This window comes from Bacteroides sp. Phil13, from assembly GCF_001940965.1.
Lineage (GTDB): Bacteria > Bacteroidota > Bacteroidia > Bacteroidales > Bacteroidaceae > Bacteroides > Bacteroides intestinalis.
Window position 1 is genome coordinate 92532 of record NZ_MSHA01000001.1, and the last position, 19003, is coordinate 111534.

The 19003-nt window shown below is 42.2% G+C and carries 15 protein-coding genes and 1 pseudogene; 8 read left to right on the plus strand and 8 right to left on the minus strand.

Annotated elements, in window-relative coordinates; genetic code table 11:
- Positions 1-35: 35 nt before the first annotated feature.
- Positions 36-1316, minus strand: coding sequence for a phosphopyruvate hydratase (gene eno, locus BWI44_RS00245; RefSeq protein ID WP_044533639.1), 1281 nt, complete (start codon positions 1314-1316; stop codon positions 36-38).
- An 80-nt stretch (positions 1317-1396) separates the two neighbouring features.
- Positions 1397-1774, minus strand: a complete 378-nt coding sequence (crcB, locus tag BWI44_RS00250) for a fluoride efflux transporter CrcB (RefSeq protein ID WP_044533633.1) — start codon at positions 1772-1774, stop codon at positions 1397-1399.
- 314 nt (positions 1775-2088) lie between these two features.
- Here crcB and BWI44_RS00255 point away from each other — a divergent pair, with 314 nt between their 5' ends.
- From BWI44_RS00255 to gcvT, 6 genes are all read left to right on the plus strand, one after another.
- Positions 2089-3492, plus strand: coding sequence for a DUF1963 domain-containing protein (locus BWI44_RS00255; RefSeq protein WP_044533632.1), 1404 nt, complete (start codon positions 2089-2091; stop codon positions 3490-3492).
- 415 nt (positions 3493-3907) lie between these two features.
- Complete coding sequence (locus tag BWI44_RS00260; RefSeq protein ID WP_195208131.1) at positions 3908-4390, plus strand: HU family DNA-binding protein; 483 nt, start codon at positions 3908-3910, stop codon at positions 4388-4390.
- Between the two features lie 206 nt (positions 4391-4596).
- A complete protein-coding gene (locus tag BWI44_RS00265; RefSeq protein WP_118215982.1) occupies positions 4597-6759 on the plus strand; it encodes a glycoside hydrolase family 97 protein in 2163 nt (720 codons plus the stop codon).
- 293 nt (positions 6760-7052) lie between these two features.
- Positions 7053-8465 (plus strand): amidophosphoribosyltransferase, encoded by a 1413-nt coding sequence (locus tag BWI44_RS00270; protein ID WP_007666294.1) that lies wholly within the window; start codon positions 7053-7055, stop codon positions 8463-8465.
- Positions 8466-8617: 152 nt separating this feature from the next.
- Complete coding sequence (gene pepT, locus BWI44_RS00275) at positions 8618-9841, plus strand: peptidase T (protein WP_115502478.1); 1224 nt, start codon at positions 8618-8620, stop codon at positions 9839-9841.
- Positions 9842-9857: 16 nt separating this feature from the next.
- Positions 9858-10943 carry a glycine cleavage system aminomethyltransferase GcvT gene (gene gcvT / locus BWI44_RS00280; RefSeq protein ID WP_195208130.1) on the plus strand — a complete coding sequence of 362 codons (1086 nt, stop codon included), beginning with the start codon at positions 9858-9860 and terminating at the stop codon, positions 10941-10943.
- A 115-nt stretch (positions 10944-11058) separates the two neighbouring features.
- On the opposite strand, the gene BWI44_RS00285 is transcribed toward gcvT, so the two are convergent.
- The gene (locus tag BWI44_RS00285) at positions 11059-12579 is read right to left on the minus strand and encodes a M48 family metallopeptidase (protein ID WP_195208129.1); all 1521 of its coding nucleotides are present in this window, start codon (positions 12577-12579) and stop codon (positions 11059-11061) included.
- A gap of 178 nt (positions 12580-12757) precedes the next feature.
- Entirely contained in the window at positions 12758-13012 is a 255-nt protein-coding gene (locus BWI44_RS00290) for a type B 50S ribosomal protein L31 (protein ID WP_007212861.1), read from the minus strand.
- Positions 13013-13271: 259 nt separating this feature from the next.
- On the opposite strand from BWI44_RS00290, the gene BWI44_RS00295 reads away from it, so the two are divergent.
- Entirely contained in the window at positions 13272-14279 is a 1008-nt protein-coding gene (locus BWI44_RS00295) for an endonuclease/exonuclease/phosphatase family protein (protein WP_195208128.1), read from the plus strand.
- 281 nt (positions 14280-14560) lie between these two features.
- Complete coding sequence (locus BWI44_RS00300) at positions 14561-15565, plus strand: class II fructose-bisphosphate aldolase (RefSeq protein WP_007212863.1); 1005 nt, start codon at positions 14561-14563, stop codon at positions 15563-15565.
- Between the two features lie 131 nt (positions 15566-15696).
- Here BWI44_RS00300 and BWI44_RS00305 read toward each other — a convergent pair whose 3' ends face one another.
- From BWI44_RS00305 to BWI44_RS00320, 4 genes and pseudogenes are all read right to left on the minus strand, one after another.
- Positions 15697-16182 carry a hypothetical protein gene (locus tag BWI44_RS00305; protein ID WP_195208127.1) on the minus strand — a complete coding sequence of 162 codons (486 nt, stop codon included), beginning with the start codon at positions 16180-16182 and terminating at the stop codon, positions 15697-15699.
- Positions 16183-16904: 722 nt separating this feature from the next.
- Positions 16905-17474 carry a YdeI/OmpD-associated family protein gene (locus tag BWI44_RS00310; RefSeq protein ID WP_195208126.1) on the minus strand — a complete coding sequence of 190 codons (570 nt, stop codon included), beginning with the start codon at positions 17472-17474 and terminating at the stop codon, positions 16905-16907.
- Positions 17475-17754: 280 nt separating this feature from the next.
- A pseudogene (locus tag BWI44_RS00315) lies at positions 17755-18075 on the minus strand (MFS transporter); the annotation flags it as partial.
- A complete protein-coding gene (locus BWI44_RS00320; protein WP_229036023.1) occupies positions 18042-18914 on the minus strand; it encodes a hypothetical protein in 873 nt (290 codons plus the stop codon). The gene BWI44_RS00320 and the pseudogene BWI44_RS00315, both read right to left, overlap by 34 nt.
- Positions 18915-19003 lie beyond the last annotated feature (89 nt).

Consider the following 19003-nt stretch of genomic DNA (forward strand, 5'->3'; position numbering starts at 1 on the left):
GGCAGACCTTAGTTTTGGTTCGCCCCTCTTGCAATTTATTTGATACGCTTGTAGCCGTAAACAGCATTAGCACCCAGTTCTTCTTCAATGCGGAGTAACTGGTTGTATTTTGCCATACGGTCTGAACGGCTCAACGAACCGGTCTTAATTTGCCCGCTATTGGTAGCAACGGCAATGTCGGCAATCGTAGCATCTTCCGTTTCGCCGGAACGATGGGAGGTTACAGTCGTATATCCGTGGCGGTGAGCCATTTCAATGGCATTCAATGTTTCGGTTAGAGAGCCGATTTGATTTACTTTGATCAGGATAGAGTTTGCACAACCTTTTTCAATACCCATAGCCAGGAAGTCGACGTTAGTAACGAAGAGGTCATCACCCACGAGTTGGCAGCGGTTACCGATACGATCGGTCAGTTTCTTCCAGCCTTCCCAGTCATTTTCACTCATACCGTCCTCGATAGAGTCGATAGGGAATTGGTTGATGAGTTGTTCCAGATAGTCAATCTGTTCATCGGCTGTACGTTTCTTGCCTTTTGTACCTTCGAACTTGGTATAGTCGTAGATGCCGTCTTTGTAAAATTCGGAGGAAGCACAGTCCATGGCGATCATGACATCTTTGCCCGGTTCATATCCGGCTGCTTTAATAGCAGCGATAATGCTGTTCAGAGCGTCTTCCGTACCTTCCAGATTCGGTGCGAAACCACCTTCGTCACCTACGGCAGTACTCAGGCCCCGGTCTTTTAATACTTTCTTCAATGCGTGGAATACTTCAGCACCCATGCGCAGACCTTCACGGAAAGAAGTTGCACCCACAGGGCGTATCATGAATTCCTGGAAAGCGATAGGAGCGTCACTGTGCGAACCACCGTTAATGATATTCATCATCGGTACAGGCATTACGTATGTATTGGTACCACCGATGTAGCGGTACAGAGGTATATCGAGATAGGCTGCTGCAGCTTTGGCTACGGCGAGTGATACGCCAAGAATAGCATTGGCACCCAGATTTGATTTTGTTTTTGTTCCATCCAATGCCAACATGGTATGGTCGATACCCATCTGGTCGAGGGCTGACATTCCGACAAGTTTCGGAGCGATAATATCGTTGATGTTTTCTACAGCTTTCAACACACCTTTACCTCCATAACGTCCTTTGTCGCCGTCACGGAGTTCCAATGCCTCGTGTTCTCCGGTAGAAGCTCCGGAAGGAACGGAAGCACGACCCATAAAGCCTGATTCTAACATTACATCTACTTCCACTGTGGGGTTTCCTCTTGAATCGAGTATTTCACGTCCGATAATCTTTTCTATTTTCATGTTCATTTAATTTTTTAATTGAAACTATGCTTATAACAACAGAAATGCGTAAAATGTTCGGTCGTTCGGTTCGGATCCCGTTACAGGTAGCGTCCGAAGGCTCCACCGGTAAGGGTGGCGATGAGGCCTAAAGCAACGCTTAATAAGGTGTATAGGAAAAACATCCCGTAGAACCCTTGCTTGATGAGAATCATCCCGTCGTTGCTGAAGGTGGAGAATGTGGTGAACCCGCCACACAGGCCGACGGTCAGTAACAACCGTATTTCGGTAGATAGGTTGAAGCGGGCGGAGAGGGCATAAAACAGTCCGATGAGGAAACTGCCGAGAATGTTGACGATGAATGTAGCCCACGGGAAGCAGTAAGAAGTTATCCGTTCATGCAAGGCCACTTGCACGAAATAGCGCAGCACGCTTCCGGTGCCTCCACCAAGGAATATGGCTATTAGTATTTTGGTCATATTGAATTTTTTGTTGAGTGCTGCAAAGGTAATGAAGATAGATTGATTCTGGTTTGTTTTTGCATTTTTATCGTTTTTTTTATCATTGCCTGCAAAAGGATACTGTTGTTTCCTGATTCTAAAAGTGCCGTCAGAAGCCTTTATGGACGGGGTGACTGTTTTTTACTAAAACCTTATTGGATTTTTACTAATTTTCCGGTAGATTTTTACTAATTTTCAGTCGTGAATTTAGTAAAAATCCAAAGGCTTTTTACTAAAGGGTGGGACGGATGTATTATGTGTAACTATTTCTTTTCTTAATATAAGGGCAAATTATGGACAGAACTTTAGTATTGAACCTTGTTATTGGAATTGTGCTGTTGCTTTATACAGCCTATCGTGTTGTTTCTATTCTTCGGGCGCAGAAGGAACTTCAACCCACTTCTGACGCAGGCGGTGAGGCATTGGGGTCGACTGTGCCGGACAATCTGTTCCGCTTCTTGAAAATCCGATTGCTTAATTTCAAAAGCATTAATCTGCTTTGGCTATTCGTACTTGGCTTTTCGGCTTTCTGTTTCGTCAACCATAGTTTTGTTTACGGCCGGATGTATCTTGTTATGGCGTTCCTGTTCGGGGCTGTCCTCTTCTGCCTGTTGCTTGTGGGCTACTATAAATCGAGGAAGCAGCAGGTGCGCACTATGGTTTCGGAAGAAGGGTTAGGCCTGCTCATGCCTTCGGGCAAATATAGCAAGACGGCATGGTGGGAGGAGATAGGCGAAGTGTACTTCTATGCCGGATATGTGCAGATTGTAAAGGGACGGAATTTAGGCAGATACAGTGGCAACACCTATAATTATTATGTGTACTATCAGGACAACCCGGCTTTGAAGAACCGGATTTTCAATCTGATTGCAACCCACTTCAAAAAGACGCGTATCTCTGATGTGGACACCTTCGTGCGCTGGGTAAAGCCATTTTGCAAGCAGGCCGCCTATATGTTCATCCCTCGGGATGTAAAGCCCGAGCCGGGTTGTTCCAAAGTGGGCGGTTACCCGTATTTGCCCGAAGATAAGACTTGGCCTTGCCATGAAGGAAAGCCATTGAGCTTTATCTGTCAGATTAATTGCGCTGAAATTCCGTATAACTCGGCTGAAGAATGGCTTATACCGAGGAAAGGGATGCTCTATGTATTTTTAGATATGACATCTTCGTACATCTACGAAGATGAGGTCTTTTTGAAGGATCCTTTTGCGCGCGTCTTGTATTGTGATGTCCCGCTGTCTCGATTGGCTCCCGTATTGCCATCTGCACACTTGAACCAACCACTTTACATCGAGGAGCGAGCATTAAATTGGAAGAACGGATACGACTTTCCCGGGCTTTTAGATTTGGAGTCTCTGACGGGACGAGAGATGGTGAACCGTCTGTGGGCAACTTATGATGACGCTTGTATGCTTGTGGAGAAGGAAAATTTCTACAGGGAGGACTTCGCGGGGGTCGTCGCTGGAGATGCCTATTATGGTTGGCAGAAAATCTGCGCACAGGAAAAAACTTTCTCTGAAAAGGAGAAGAATGAATACATGCCCTTGATACGAATCTTTGAAGCTTGCCAAAAAACGGATAACGGCTCCGCCTCTCCAATCTATTTTGGAGACTGTGGCTTTGTCTATTTGTTCATCAAAAAGAGCGATTTGAGTCAGCTCAACTTTGAACATGTCCGCACGGCTTGTTCGTATTAGCCGTAACATGAGTAACTTCGGCTTCGGATATTCTGCAAAAGGGGGATTAATGATTAAAAACTCCCTTTTGCGTATATTGTAGAGATACTGAAAATCCCCATTATTGATAATCAGTTGTTTAGCTACCTCTCTTGTAGAGATTGCCTCCTTTCTCTTCTCTTTTCTGTAGATACTCTCTTTTTTGCTTGTAGAGACTATACTTTTGCAAGTGCTTGTTTATGAATGATTTAATATGATTGGTTGTAGATGATGTTTTCTTGCATTTGCAGACTTCCCACCCTAACTTTGCAACGTCGAATTCAAGAAAACGGCAGCCCGTTCGTTGAGGCCTCGCGATGGATTTCCGGTTCTTGAAGGAGAGGGGAGCTTCGGCTCTTCACCTTTATTATATTAATCATTTAAAACATTAAAAATTATGGGACTTCAATATGTAGTAGCTAAACGCGTTTTCGGTTTTGACAAGACTAAAACCGAAAAGTATGTCGCCAAATCCGTGGGAGCAGGCGAGTTGGATTTTGATAAGTTGTGCACAAAGGTGAGCCGCATTTTGGGCATCCACCGCAAGATTGTCGATTTGGTAGCCGTGGGCTTGGTAGACATCATGTCCGAAGAGATTGATGACGGAAAGACGGTTGTACTGGGAGACTTCGGACGTTTTCGCCCTTCATTTGTCGGCAAGTCGGCAAATACACAGGAGGGAGTTACGGCAAGCAACATTGTCCGCAAGCGTATTCTCTTTTGCCCGGGAAAGAACTTCAGCCAGATGCTGGGGAATATGAGCATTACCCGAATGGTGATGCCGGACACGGACTATACAGACGGTGGAGACACTGACAATAATGGCGGCTCCAAGCCTTCGGGCGGTGATGGTGGCATCGTCGATGATCCTTTGGGATAACCTTTATTCTTACTCAGGGAGGATTAGCAGGAGTTAGTAAGTAACTCCTCTAATTCCCCCGGAGTTTTAACTTCTTATTCATCGCACACCAATTTCATGCAAACGTTTGTTAATGAATCATTCACCTTTTTATCCATTAACTTCCGCTCTTACCTGTTTACTCCTTATATTTGTGTTCGGAATATCTATATTAAAAACTCTATAGCATGAGAAACATGAAAGCAACTTTTACAAAACTGGCCTTTTCCCTGCTCCTTTTATTCGTGAGCGGCGCGATGAAGGCAGAGAGCATTACTTCTCCGAACGGACAGCTCCAACTGAACTTTTCAGTGAACGCCCAAGGCGAACCAGTCTACGAACTTTCTTATAAAGGAAAGGCAGTGATTAACCCCTCCAAGTTAGGACTGGAACTAAAGAACGACCCCGGCTTGATGAACGGCTTCACGCTGGCGGATACAAAAACTTCCGCATTTGATGAAACCTGGAAACCCGTGTGGGGTGAAGTGAAGCAAATCCGCAATCATTATAATGAAATGGTTGTAACACTGAATCAGAAGGCGCAGGACCGTAATATGATCATCCGTTTCCGCCTTTTTGATGATGGGCTGGGTTTCCGTTACGAATTTCCTTTATCTAAGAATCTGAATTACTTCGTTATCAAGGAAGAGCATACCCAGTTTGCCATGGCAGGCGACCACACTGCTTTCTGGATACCTGGTGATTATGATACTCAGGAGTATGATTATACAGAATCTAAACTTTCTGAAATCCGTGGCTTGATGAAAGGTGCCATTACTCCTAACTCTTCACAGACTACTTTTTCTCCGACAGGTGTACAAACTTCCTTGCAGATGAAAACTGCCGATGGTCTTTATATTAACTTGCATGAGGCTGCCTTGGTCGATTATTCTTGTATGCATCTTAATCTGGATGATAAGAACTTCGTATTCGAATCTTGGTTGACTCCTGATGCAAAAGGGGATAAAGGATATCTGCAAGCTCCCTGCAAATCTCCATGGCGTACGGTTATCGTAAGTGATGATGCCCGTGATATCCTGAATTCTAAGCTGACGCTGAATCTGAATGAACCTTGTGCTTACGAAGATGTTTCCTGGATTAAGCCGGTGAAATATGTAGGTGTATGGTGGGAGATGATTGCCGGTAAAAGCACTTGGGCTTATACCGATGATTTGCCTTCCGTAAAATTGGGCGAAACGGATTATACTAAAACTAAACCTAACGGACGTCATGGTGCTACCAATGAGAACGTAAAACGTTATATAGACTTTGCTGCTGAAAATGGACTTGATCAAGTACTGGTAGAAGGCTGGAACGAAGGATGGGAAGATTGGTTCGGTCACTCCAAAGATTATGTGTTTGATTTTGTAACTCCGTATCCTGACTTTGATGTAAAGATGTTGAACGAATATGCTAAGAGCAAAGGTGTGAAATTGATGATGCATCATGAAACTTCTGCTTCCGTACGCAATTATGAGCGTCATATGGATAAAGCTTACCAGTTTATGGTAGACAACGGTTACAATGCAGTAAAGAGTGGCTATGTAGGCAATATGATTCCTCGCGGTGAACATCACTATGGTCAGTGGATGAACAACCACTATCTCTATGCTGTGACTAAAGCTGCTGATTATAAGATCTGTGTAAATGCTCACGAAGCTGTGCGTCCTACCGGACTTTGCCGTACTTATCCTAACCTGATTGGTAACGAGTCTGCTCGTGGTACGGAATATGAGGCTTTCGGTGGCAGTAAACCGTTCCACACTACTTTACTTCCGTTTAATCGTCTGATTGGCGGTCCGATGGATTATACTCCGGGTATCTTTGATACGAAATTGGAATTTATGGGTGACCTGCCTCATGGACAGGTGCAGACTACTCTCTGTAAGCAGTTGGCTCTTTATGTAACATTATACAGTCCGTTGCAGATGGCTGCCGATTTAGTTGAGAATTATGAGAAGCATATGGATGCTTTCCAGTTCATCAAAGATGTAGCTGTGGATTGGGATGATAGTAAGTATCTGGAAGCAGAACCGGGTGATTATATTACGGCAGCCCGCAAGGCTAAAGGCACGAACAACTGGTTTGTAGGTGGCATCACTGACGAAAATGCACGTACTTCCAGCTTTACTTTGGACTTCCTGGAACCGGGTAAGCAATATGTTGCTACTCTCTATGCAGATGGTAAGGATGCCGATTACAAAGAGAATCCAACCTCTTATCAGATAAAGAAAGGTATTGTAACCAATAAGACTAAGATGTCTGTGAAACTGGCACGTAGCGGTGGTTTCGCTCTTAGTTTGATTGAAGCTACTCCGGCAGATAAGAAGGCTGTGAAAAAATGGAGATAAGAAATAGTTTCGGATTGAGAAAATCCTTAAAATTAGGGTAGAAAGAAGTTCTTATCAGGCATTAGGTTGGGGGCTGTCTCAAAATAGTTTTTTTGAGTTCAGCCTCCTTTTTGTTCTTTTCAACCTGGTTTCTTTTATCTGCGAATTAAACAAAACGTTCCTTTTGCTGTTCGGAAACCTGCATAAAAATAAGTTTTTTTAGAATTTGTCTCGTTGGAAAGTAATGTGGAGAAGAAACTTCTTTGTACCTTTGTGCCCGTCAATACTAAAATCAATAATAAATAATAGGATTTATGGGAGGATTTTTCGGGACAGTCTCCAAAGCGAGCTGTGTGACGGATTTATTTTACGGTACAGATTATAATTCACATTTAGGAACTAAGCGGGGCGGACTTGCCACGTATGATGCAGAAGAGGGTATGTTTGCCCGATCCATTCATAACTTGGAGAGCACTTATTTCCGAACCAAGTTTGAAGACGAACTGGATAAGTTTAAAGGAAATGTCGGAATAGGAATCATCAGCGACACAGATCCGCAACCCATCATCATTAACTCCCACCTCGGACGCTTCGCCATTGTAACAGTAGCTAAAATTGTGAATCTGGAAGAAATAGAAGCAGAACTACTTTCCCAAAATATGCACTTCGCCGAACTGAGTTCAGGCAATACCAATCAAACCGAGCTTATCTCACTACTCATCATACAAGGAAAAACTTTTGTAGAAGGTATAGAAAATGTTTACCGCCGTGTCAAAGGTTCTTGCTCTATGCTGCTGTTATCAGAAGATGGCAGTATCATTGCGGCTCGTGACAAGTGGGGACGCACTCCGATTGTAATCGGCCGGAAAGAAGGGGCATACGCTGCAACCAGTGAGTCAAGCAGTTTCCCGAATCTGGATTATGAAATAGACCGCTATCTCGGTCCGGGAGAGATTGTTCGTATGACTGCCGATGGAGTGGAACAACTTCGGAAGCCGGAGGAAAAGATGCAGATTTGTTCTTTCCTGTGGGTATATTACGGTTTTCCTACTTCTTGCTATGAAGGTCGCAATGTAGAGGAAGTACGTTTTACCAGTGGTTTGAAGATGGGACAGAGCGATGATTCTGAAGTAGATTGTGCTTGCGGTATTCCTGATTCCGGTGTAGGTATGGCTTTGGGTTATGCCGAAGGGAAAGGGGTTCCTTATCATCGTGCCATTTCTAAATATACACCGACATGGCCGCGCAGTTTCACTCCCAGTAAGCAGGAGATGCGCTCATTGGTGGCGAAGATGAAGCTGATACCGAACCGTGCCATGCTGGAAGGTAAGCGCTTATTGTTCTGTGACGACTCCATAGTACGGGGTACGCAATTACGGGATAATGTGAAGGTATTGTATGAATATGGTGCCAAAGAAGTACATATCCGCATTGCTTGTCCACCGTTGATTTATGCTTGTCCGTTTGTAGGTTTCACGGCTTCCAAGAGTCCGTTGGAATTGATTACACGCCGTATTATTGCAGAACTGGAAGGAGATGCGGATAAGAATCTGGAGAAATATGCCACTACCGGTTCTCCGGAATATGAGAAGATGGTCAGCATTATTGCCGAGCGTTTTGGCCTTACAACTTTGAAGTTTAATACCCTGGAAACTCTCATCGAGTCCATCGGATTGCCGAAATGTAAGGTTTGTACACATTGTTTTGATGGTAGCAGTTGCTTTTGAGTAACTCCAAATACTAACATTTTGTAAAAAGGGGCGTGAATTGCTTGGCAGTTCACGCCCCTTTTTCTACCTTTACGGCAGAACTATTGACTACTGTTGATAGATAATTGGTAGTTCATGTTCTCGATCATAAATCATAAATCATAAATAATATGGCTTTAGTAGAACGTTTTTTGAAGTATGTAAGCTTCGACACCCAGTCCAGTGAAGAGACAGAGGTGACTCCAAGTACTCCGGGGCAAATGGTATTTGCCAAATATCTGAAAGAAGAATTAGAGTCTTTAGGTTTGGAAGACATAACGCTGGATGAGCATGGCTATTTGTTTGCCACACTTCCGGCAAATATCGATAAGCCGGTACCTACTATTGGTTTTATTGCCCACATGGACACCAGTCCCGATATGAGTGGCAAAGATGTATCTCCCCGTATTGTTCAAAACTATGACGGTTCGGACATCGTGCTTTGTGCAGAAGAGAATGTAGTTCTTTCTCCGTCTCAGTTCCCCGAACTGCTGGATCATAAAGGGGAAGACCTGATCGTTACCAATGGCAAGACATTGTTGGGGGCAGATGATAAAGCAGGTATTGCCGAAATCGTTTCTGCGATAGTGTACCTGAAAGAACATCCTGAAATCAAGCATGGCAAGATTCGTATTGGTTTCAATCCGGATGAGGAAATAGGATTGGGCGCACATAAATTCGATGTGGAGAAGTTTGGTTGCGACTGGGCCTACACAATGGATGGCGGTGAAGTAGGAGAGTTGGAGTTTGAAAACTTCAATGCGGCATCTGCTAAAATCACCTTCAAAGGTCGCAATGTGCATCCGGGTTATGCCAAGAATAAGATGGTTAATTCAATTCGTGTGGCCAACCGTTTCTGTGCGATGTTGCCTGCTCATGAAACACCCGAACATACTGAAGGTTACGAAGGCTTCTACCATCTCATCAGTTTCAACGGCGATGTAGAGCAGACTACAGTGGCCTATATTATCCGTGATCATGACCGTGCACGTTTCGAGAGCCGCAAGAAGAAAATAGAACGCTTTATCAGTGAAATCAATGCCGAATATGGTGAAGGTACAGCAACACTTGAACTCCGTGACCAATACTATAATATGCGTGAGAAGATTGAACCGGTAATGCATATCATTGATACGGCTTTTGCCGCAATGGAGGCTGTAGGTGTGAAACCGAATGTGAAACCTATCCGTGGTGGTACGGATGGCGCACAGCTTTCTTTCAAAGGTTTGCCTTGCCCCAATATCTTTGCAGGTGGTCTGAACTTCCATGGACGATATGAATTCGCTCCTATCCAGAATATGGAGAAAGCGATGAAGGTCATCGTGAAGATTGCCGAACTTGTTGCTATAAAATAATTTAATACCTTAAGACATGAAAACCACTCCGTTTACAGAAAAACATATCTCGTTGGGTGCTAAGATGCATGAGTTTGCGGGATATAATATGCCGATAGAATATTCCGGTATCATTGATGAACATCTCACAGTTTGTAACGCTGTGGGGGTATTCGACGTTTCCCACATGGGAGAATTCTGGGTGAAAGGCCCCAATGCGTTAGCTTTTCTTCAGAAAGTGACTTCCAATAATGTAGCTGCCCTGACTCCGGGCAAGGTGCAATATACCTGTTTTCCCAACGAAGAAGGCGGTATCGTAGATGACTTGCTGGTTTATCATTATGAACCGGAGAAATACCTGCTGGTAGTGAATGCTTCGAATATAGAAAAAGACTGGAACTGGTGCGTTTCGCACAATACCGAAGGTGCTGAATTGGAAAATGCTTCCGACCACATGGCTCAACTTGCCGTACAGGGACCGAAAGCCATTCTTGCTTTGCAGAAACTGACGAGTATAAACTTGTCGGAACTGCCGTATTACACCTTTACGCATGGTGAGTTTGCCGGTGAGAAAGATGTGATTATTTCCAATACCGGCTATACCGGTGCAGGAGGTTTTGAGCTTTACTTCTATCCCGAAGCTGCCATGAAGATTTGGAATGCCGTGTTTGAGGCAGGTGAAGAATTTGGCATCAAGCCGATTGGCTTGGGTGCACGCGATACGCTTCGTCTGGAAATGGGCTTCTGCCTGTATGGCAATGATCTGGATGATACGACATCACCTATTGAAGCCGGTTTGGGGTGGATTACCAAGTTTGTTGAAGGTAAGAACTTTATCAATCGCCCGATGCTTGAAAAGCAGAAAGCGGAAGGTACTGTCCGTAAGTTGGTCGGTTTTGAAATGGTGGAGCGTGGAATTCCCCGTCATGGATATGAATTGTTCAATACAGAGGGTGAAGCTATCGGAGTAGTAACTTCAGGCACTATGTCGCCTACTCGTAAGATTGGTATCGGTATGGGCTATGTAAAACCGGAATATAGTAAGATCGGTACGGAGATTTGCATTGATATGCGTGGACGCAAACTGAAAGCGGTAGTGGTTCGTCCGCCATTCCGTAAATAAGAGGAGTCTTTTTCACCACAGATTACACGGATTTACACAGATATTTATATTGATAATTTAATCTGTGTAAATCCGTGTAATCTGTGGTGAAAAAGACTTTATAATACTCTTTCCTTTATAATCTGTTGATCTTATCTAATAATTGATTGGCCCAGGCTATTTCTTTGCTTGTCCATTCTTCCTCTTCTCCTTGCATCCCTTGTTCCTGATACCGGGAAAGTAATCCCAGATATTCCTTCAATGTGCTGGCGGCTTTAGCCTGTTTATTCATGCGCATTAGCAATAGAATCTCCTGTTTATATATGTCAAGATTTGGACTGTCTCCTGCTAGTTCTTTGGCTTTCCAAAGCAGGGTGGCACATTCTTCGTTTACCTCTTCTGTGTTGTAAAGCGCCATCTGTGATTTTGCTAAGATAACGTAATCATGGTCGGTGGCCAGATTATTATTGATATTCTTCTGTATTAATCTTCCGGCTTCTTCATACCGTTGGTCTGCCATATTCATGGCTGCGTTGAAAGTCACTACATCCGATGTTGCTTTGAGATAAGGATGACTGATTTGATTTTCTGCCTCACCGGCTTTGTCTATTCGCTTTTTCAGGTTGTCGATGCTGCCGTAGCGAAGCAACTTATGACCGCGTTGCTGTATATTATAGTATCCGATGACTTTGGAAAGTGCAGACGCCAATCCATCGGGATTCATCCCTTTGAATTCCAATAACTCACGTGCAACCCGGTCGGCTGCGTATTCCTGGTTATTCTTGTAATTCATTCCCAGGCGATTCACTACATTTACATTCAGCAGGGCGGCAACGCTTCCGATGCTGGCAACAGCGCCTACACCTAAAGCTGTATCATCGTCATCCCAGTATGCCACTTCTAGGGCTACTTCGGCAGTGACGGCAAGAACCGTTCCCCAAAAAGCTGCCCGCTTGGCACGGCGTTCAGCACGGTAGATGTTATTAACCTGATGGTCCAGCACAAAATGAGACATCTCATTGGCAATAATGGCGGCAAGTTCATCTTCCGAATCAAGTGTGCAAAGCAGACCGGTACTAATCAGCATTGTGCCGTTGGGCAGCATGTAAGCATCCGGTTCGGGCGACTGGATGACGCGTACATTCAACCGTTCGCTGCGGTTGGAATCTATGCCGGTGGCAGTCAGTTTAGCAAAGATATTCTGTACATATGAAGTGATGAAATCATCCTCATAACCGATCTCTTCCAGCTTGTACAGGTAATCCCGACATTCTTCGTCCACTTCCTTGCGCAACTTAGAGTTATATCCGCGTTCGCTGAAATACTCATACAGATGTTGTTTCAGATAAGTTTGCTGCCAAAACTCCTGATTGGTTTCGGGAGGTGAGAGTTTAATGGTTTTCAGAGCAGAAGAAGGTATTGCGAATTGTATACCGTTGATTTCGGTTGCATAGAAAATGTCGGGACCTGCCTGGTCTGCCGATTTCATTTTCACTACCTTGCGGATCACTACGGGAGTGCCGGGAGGAAAATCCTCATACTGTTCTTGTAGTTCGCCTTTTATGGCAATCGGGCCGCTCAAGTCTTTCTGTCTGGCAGCAAATCCTGCCGTGGAGAGGAGGACGGCGAGGATAACGAAAGTGATAAGACGTTTCATATGGATCCGTTTATGGTTTGTATAATTGACTTGTAATCAAAATTGCTGATACAAAAATAGGAAAGAGTTTTCTCTCTTTCCCGTTCTTTTCCCTACAAAGTGATAGGGAATTTCCTATAATAAAAAAGGGAAGACTTTCACGAAGTCTTCCCTTTTTTAACTTCAAAAGAAGTCAATTTTATTTCTTCTTACGATCACCGTAGCGGCTCATAAACTTATCAACGCGACCAGCTGTATCCACCAATGTAGATTTACCAGTATAGAACGGGTGAGAAGTGTTAGAGATTTCCATCTTTACCAACGGATAAGTTTCACCTTCAAACTCGATGGTTTCTTTCGTATTTACGGTTGAACGAGACAAGAACATGTCACCATTAGACATATCTTTGAATACTACCGGACGGTAATTTTCAGGATGAATACCTTTTTTCATTTCAATATTTGTTTTTTTAATTATTATATTCGGTTACTATTTTGGTAATAAATAGTGTAATGGTCTTATTTTTCAGAGCGCAAAGATAGTGCAAGTCGCAGATAATACAAAATAAATTCAGATTTATTTTTGCTTAAGGTGCAGTCTACCTTTGTTTAAAGGCAGTGTATTTCTCCGATTTAGAAAAAAGTTCCCTCAAAAAATAGGTTTATCGCTTTTTATTTCAGATTTTTGCATAGTATTTTAATTTATATTCAGCATGAAGAAGCTACTTTTCTTAATTTCCCTATGGCTCTGCGTCACTACGGCAGGTGCCCAGCAGAATGAACGGGATCTGTATAGTGTTGCGTTTTATAATCTTGAGAACCTGTTTGATACGATTCATGATGCAGGTAAAAACGACCTTGAATTTTTGCCTTCCGGCAGTTATGCATGGACGGCTGAGAAGTATGAGGCCAAGTTGAAGAACCTTGCCAAAGTTCTGAATGAAGTATCGCACGACCGCGTACCTGAAGGACCCGCCGTTATCGGTGTAGCCGAAGCTGAGAACAACCGGGTACTGACAGATTTGGTAAGCCAGCCGGCTATATCCAACTATAAATTCGTGCATTACGAAGGTCCGGATAAACGAGGCATTGATTGCGCTTTACTTTATGATCCGGAACAATTCACCGTTACCAATTCCAAACTGGTGCTTTCCACTCCTTTTGAGGGGGACACTGTGCACCTGACGCGTGGTTTCCTTATTGTAGACGGGCAGATGGCAGGCGAACGCGTTTGTTTCATCGTCAATCACTGGCCTTCCCGTGGAGCTAAGTCTCCGGTACGTGTACATGCAGCCAAGCAGGTACGGGCATTGACAGACTCCCTGATGCGTACGGACAAGAAACTGAAACTGATAGTCATGGGAGATATGAACGACGATCCCATGGACGAAAGCATGGCTACACTGGGCGCACGCAAGCATGCAAAACAGGTGAAGAAGGGCGAATTCTATAATCCCTGGTGGGAAACCCTTGAAGATAAAGGTGTGGGAACATTGCTCTATCGTGGCAAGTGGAACTTGTTCGACCAGATTGTAGTCTCCCGTCCTTTGCTGAAAGCCAAGAAAGGTTTGAAGTACGATCATAATGAAGTCTTTATCCGTGAATACCTTTTTCAGCAGGATGGCAAGTACAAAGGTTCTCCCTTGCGCACGCACGGCGGACGTGTTTGGTTGAATGGCTACAGCGACCATTTACCCACTATCATTTATTTGAAAAAGTAATATATAATAATGTGTAAACGAAGACCGGGAAGCTAAACTTGCTTTCCGGTTTTTTTGTTATCTATATAAAGGTATGCAGAAGAGGCTGATGAAGGCTACAGATGAAAAGAGTTTGTAACATAGAGATTACAATATTCTGTTAAAATCATCCAATAGCTTTAAAATAGAATTGTTTCAATGGGGATAATACGATAATTTATTCCCAACCTGTTCTTCCATTTAAAGGATAATGCTTACTTTTGCGTAGAATTTTTATTCACTAACAATAAACTTTAAACAAAATGATTAATTACAAAGATTTAGGGCTCGTAAACACAAGAGAAATGTTTGCGAAAGCTATTAAAGGTGGATATGCTATCCCGGCTTTCAACTTTAATAATATGGAACAGTTGCAGGCTATTGTAAAGGCTGCTGTTGAAACCAAATCTCCGGTAATCCTCCAAGTATCTAAAGGTGCCCGTCAATATGCTAACCAGACATTGTTGCGTTACATGGCAGAAGGTGCTGTAGAATATGCAAAGGAACTGGGTTGCAAACACCCTGAAATCGTTCTTCACCTCGACCACGGAGATACATTCGAAACTTGCAAGTCTTGTATCGATATGGGTTTCTCTTCAGTTATGATCGACGGTTCTCACCTGCCTTACGAAGAAAACGTTGCTTTGACGAAGAAGGTAGTTGACTACGCTCATCAATTTGATGTAACTGTAGAAGGCGAACTTGGTGTATTGGCTGGTGTAGAAGACGAAGTTTCTGCTGAACATCATACTTATACTGACCCTGAAGAAGTAATCGACTTTGCTACTCGCACAGGTTGTGACTCTTTGGCTATTTCTATCGGTACTTCTCACGGTGCATACAAGTTCAAACCCGAACAATGCCACGTAGATCCGAAGACTGGTCGTTTGGTACCTCCTCCTTTGGCATTCGAAGTATTGGACGCTGTAATGGAGAAACTGCCAGGATTCCCCATCGTACTGCACGGATCTTCTTCAGTTCCTCAGGAAGAAGTTGAAACTATCAACAAGTTTGGTGGCAAGCTGGAAGCTGCTATCGGTATTCCTGAAGAAGAACTGCGTAAGGCTGCTAAGTCTGCAGTTTGCAAGATCAACATCGACTCAGACTCTCGTCTGGCTATGACTGCTGCTATCCGTAAGGTATTCGCAGAAAAACCGGCTGAGTTTGACCCGCGTAAGTATCTTGGCCCGGCTCGTGACAACATGGAAAAGATGTACATGCATAAGATCATCAACGTGCTTGGTTCAGACGGTAAATTGGCTGAATAATCCACGGGATTTTAGACTGAATAGAAGGCTGCTTTTGAAAAAGGGCAGCCTTTTTTCGTGGTCAGTAGTCAAGTCGGTTTTTCATTTCCTCAGAACAATTTTATAGAGTGCTATGAGGTTGAAGTATGGTTTTAAGTCCGTTCATGCGAAAGATTCTCTATTCGCGATGTGATTTCTTCTTTTATAGTATGAATCCAGTAATCGCTGACACCTGCCTTTTCTCTATAAAATTGGTAATTCCTAACGATGCCAACAGCCTTTTCTATAGATGATCCCGCAGACTTGATGTTATATCTTTTCGCAAGTCTAAACAAATCTTCGCGGGTTATTGCTTGCGTCTTTCCGTTTATCATCATGCTGTGACGATTGATATAATGTGGGGCATTTATTACTGTTGAGCGAAAGAGTAACTGAAGTTCTACCAGAGGGATACCAATTTTATATGCCGTTTTGAATGGTCCCTCATAGGAACTGGCTGAAGGGCTGAGTGCGGCCAAAGTCTGGACATGGACTTTCTCATTGCCACTACGATCGAAACGCTCTGTTAGAAAATGTACTTCTTTTTCACCTTCAAGCAATCGATATGGCATTATTTGAAGCCCGGTATCCTTAGCCATAAGGTAATGTCAATATTTCAGTTTAATAGTGATAAACTGGAAATTTTGAAGATATTTGCTCCGAGTATCTTTGCTCGGAGAATAATGATGAGATAATCAATGTACTTGATTTACATTTATAGTGAAGAGAAGGATAGAGGATTTTAGATATAAATCGATAAGTAATAATTCTAGTCAATTGTAAGTGCCCCATTAATAACTATAATCAGCGTTTTTAAAGAATAATAGCTACATTTTTTAAGAATGTTCTCTGCGTTTATTAACAGCGCAAAAACAGGTAATTAGACCAGAATTGAATATATATCAACAAAAAAGGCAGTAATCCTTGCGAGGAAATACTGCCTTTTTATCTTTTATACTCGTTATTATTTGGAGTATAAGTTTTATGAATTCGCTATAATCAGTTTAGATGGTTTGGGAGTAAGCTATCAGTGATTATATGTTTGATATCTGGTTTTGCTGAAAGTATTGTCATATTTGTTCGCTTAATAATACTTTGCTGTAAAGATATTGTGGTATTCTTCAGAATAAAACGTGCCGGAAAATGCATTCCGGTAAGTTCGGAGAAAAGAAAAGGTAAATTTTTCCATTAGCTAAAGTTTTAGGTTTATGTTAGAGCTCTATTCTTAAACTTCTACAAAGATACTACATCAGAAAGGTGAAGTCAAGTGTTTCGGCTCTCATTTTAAATCGTTTTTCTATTTATGATGCTAATCTTTTGATTAATAGTATTTTTCAATTCCGCCAAATCCTATAATCGTTTTGTTTTCTTTTGTTTTGCTAATGAAGTTATTTAACCGCTTCTCAAATTCTTCAGGACGTTTTCTTGCGGCTTCGATGTACGCTATTCGGATTCGTTTATATGCTTCGGAAAATGGCTGATAGTTTTTCCATACCGTTTCATCTTCTTTCAATTTATCAATTATATCATTGGGAAAAATGAAAGGCTCAGATAAAATGCTTCGCGTTTTATCTTCAAATTTTGGGTGTATCATTTTATTTTCCAATAGCCATTTAAGCCTTTCTTTGTTGGCTTGTGAGTAAGTACTTTTAGGATTTCTGGGTGTGAAACGCTGAATTTTATGATCTTTGTCAAGTGGTTTTGTTGTGCTGTCAATCCAATCGAAGCAAAGAGCTTCTTCAACAGCATCATTGTATAAAATACCTTTTTTATCTGATGACATATAGGGAAGTACAAACCATATTTCACAGGAGGTTTCAAAGTTGTCCATTAACCACTTTCTCCAATCTTCTCGATTTTCAAAATACTTTATTTTATTTTCTGTAGTCATAGCAGGTATTCAAATTGATTATTTTATAGCTTTACTTTCGTGATAATGGAGTGTTAATTTACTTTTTGCCTCAGCAATTTCTGTATGTAGCGCAATTACTATTCTCCACGATAGTAATATGCAGGCTTCGATAGTTTAACGGTTTATTACAGCTGCCAAAAATACTAAATCTTTGAGAAAGGTCTCCAATTATCTCTTAAAACCTTTACCCTGATTCGATTGAACTTAGCCAAAGGCTTGATATAAATCTTAATTTATACTTATGAGGCCACTATAATCTTTATACCATATCGTCTCCCGTCTTCACCACAGCCACTTTCAGAGTCTTATGGAAAGGGATGAAAGCGGAAACCACTGCGATAACCAATGCGGCAATCAGCAGATAGCCGATTACAGTCTTGATGCCCAGTAGCAGACTCTGTTGCTGAAGCGTGGAATAAAAGTTATTGGCGGCTAACTGGCTGGCTTCATCGTATCCGTGCCCCTGTGCCAAGGCACTGTTCATGGCTTGCGTATAGCGGGAGGAAGCCAGTGGATTAGTGAGCGTCATGTGTTAGGAAAGGGTATTCATCCCCTTAATTTGTAAGTAATAGAGCAGGTTACCAACTGCTTTATGCGTATATCTTTTTCTCCTTTTTCATTCTGCAAAGCTATGATTTTATTCAAGGTTTCTTCTTGTTCCAGGCTATGCAGATTCTCGTTTTCTTCTATCATTGTTTGGAAGGTATCTATCTGTTCTTGTAACTTAATAGACCCTTGTTTCTGTTGGGATAACTTTTTTCCTTTCTGCTTCTTATACATTTTCAAGCTATAGAAGTAAAGGAGTATTAATACTATTACTATTAAGATTCCAATAGCAATAGTGAGATACCAACTCATTCGTATTTCAGCATTTTGCCTGAGGGTGGTGGATTTGTCGTATTTTAGTTGCAATTCTCTGATTTCTGTACTCTTTAGTTCATCTCGAACGGAATTAATAACCGCAATGTAATTTTTAAGATATTTAATGGCTTTCTTATATTGTTTATTCTCTTCTGCTTGTTTATATAATGCAGAATAGATATTCACTTTTACATTTAGATCAGAAGTTTTTAAAGCTGCACGTAATAAACTGTCAGCCTTTTCTTTATAATAATCTATTGTAATATTTATCAGAGAATCTGAAGGTGCCAGGATGTTGTAGCGATATTTTGCTTGTGTCAGTAGCAAGGCATAGTCAGCCTGTTCTTTTCCTTTGAGTTTTTCCGGTGAAGAAATCTGTTCCAGTATCTGTAAAGTAGAATCCGGGTTTTCCCATATTTGGGCTTCTGCCAACTCTAATAGCTTGGTAGTATTATCACGCTGACACGAAAAAAGGCATGCACAGCATAATAAGACATATAAGATAGTAGTTTGTCTATTTTTCATAATACTTGATTTGAATGTAAATTCAATAGACAAAGGTGAGAACAATTATTTTATTATATGTTTAAAAATGATTCATTTGCCTGTTATAATTATGCCATTTCCCTTTTTCTTATCCATCATCT

Excerpts from the sequence above, each read along its gene's own strand:
- pepT (WP_115502478.1), top strand. The coding sequence starts at position 8,618 with ATGGCTTTAGTAGAACGTTTTTTGAAGTATGTAAGCTTCGACACCCAG.
- BWI44_RS00285 (WP_195208129.1), bottom strand. The coding sequence starts at position 12,579 with ATGAAACGTCTTATCACTTTCGTTATCCTCGCCGTCCTCCTCTCCACG.
- eno (WP_044533639.1), bottom strand. The coding sequence starts at position 1,316 with ATGAAAATAGAAAAGATTATCGGACGTGAAATACTCGATTCAAGAGGA.
- gcvT (WP_195208130.1), top strand. The coding sequence starts at position 9,858 with ATGAAAACCACTCCGTTTACAGAAAAACATATCTCGTTGGGTGCTAAG.
- BWI44_RS00310 (WP_195208126.1), bottom strand. The coding sequence starts at position 17,474 with ATGACTACAGAAAATAAAATAAAGTATTTTGAAAATCGAGAAGATTGG.
- BWI44_RS00260 (WP_195208131.1), top strand. The coding sequence starts at position 3,908 with ATGGGACTTCAATATGTAGTAGCTAAACGCGTTTTCGGTTTTGACAAG.
- BWI44_RS00290 (WP_007212861.1), bottom strand. The coding sequence starts at position 13,012 with ATGAAAAAAGGTATTCATCCTGAAAATTACCGTCCGGTAGTATTCAAA.
- BWI44_RS00295 (WP_195208128.1), top strand. The coding sequence starts at position 13,272 with ATGAAGAAGCTACTTTTCTTAATTTCCCTATGGCTCTGCGTCACTACG.
- BWI44_RS00270 (WP_007666294.1), top strand. The coding sequence starts at position 7,053 with ATGGGAGGATTTTTCGGGACAGTCTCCAAAGCGAGCTGTGTGACGGAT.
- BWI44_RS00300 (WP_007212863.1), top strand. The coding sequence starts at position 14,561 with ATGATTAATTACAAAGATTTAGGGCTCGTAAACACAAGAGAAATGTTT.
- BWI44_RS00265 (WP_118215982.1), top strand. The coding sequence starts at position 4,597 with ATGAGAAACATGAAAGCAACTTTTACAAAACTGGCCTTTTCCCTGCTC.
- BWI44_RS00305 (WP_195208127.1), bottom strand. The coding sequence starts at position 16,182 with ATGGCTAAGGATACCGGGCTTCAAATAATGCCATATCGATTGCTTGAA.
- BWI44_RS00255 (WP_044533632.1), top strand. The coding sequence starts at position 2,089 with ATGGACAGAACTTTAGTATTGAACCTTGTTATTGGAATTGTGCTGTTG.
- crcB (WP_044533633.1), bottom strand. The coding sequence starts at position 1,774 with ATGACCAAAATACTAATAGCCATATTCCTTGGTGGAGGCACCGGAAGC.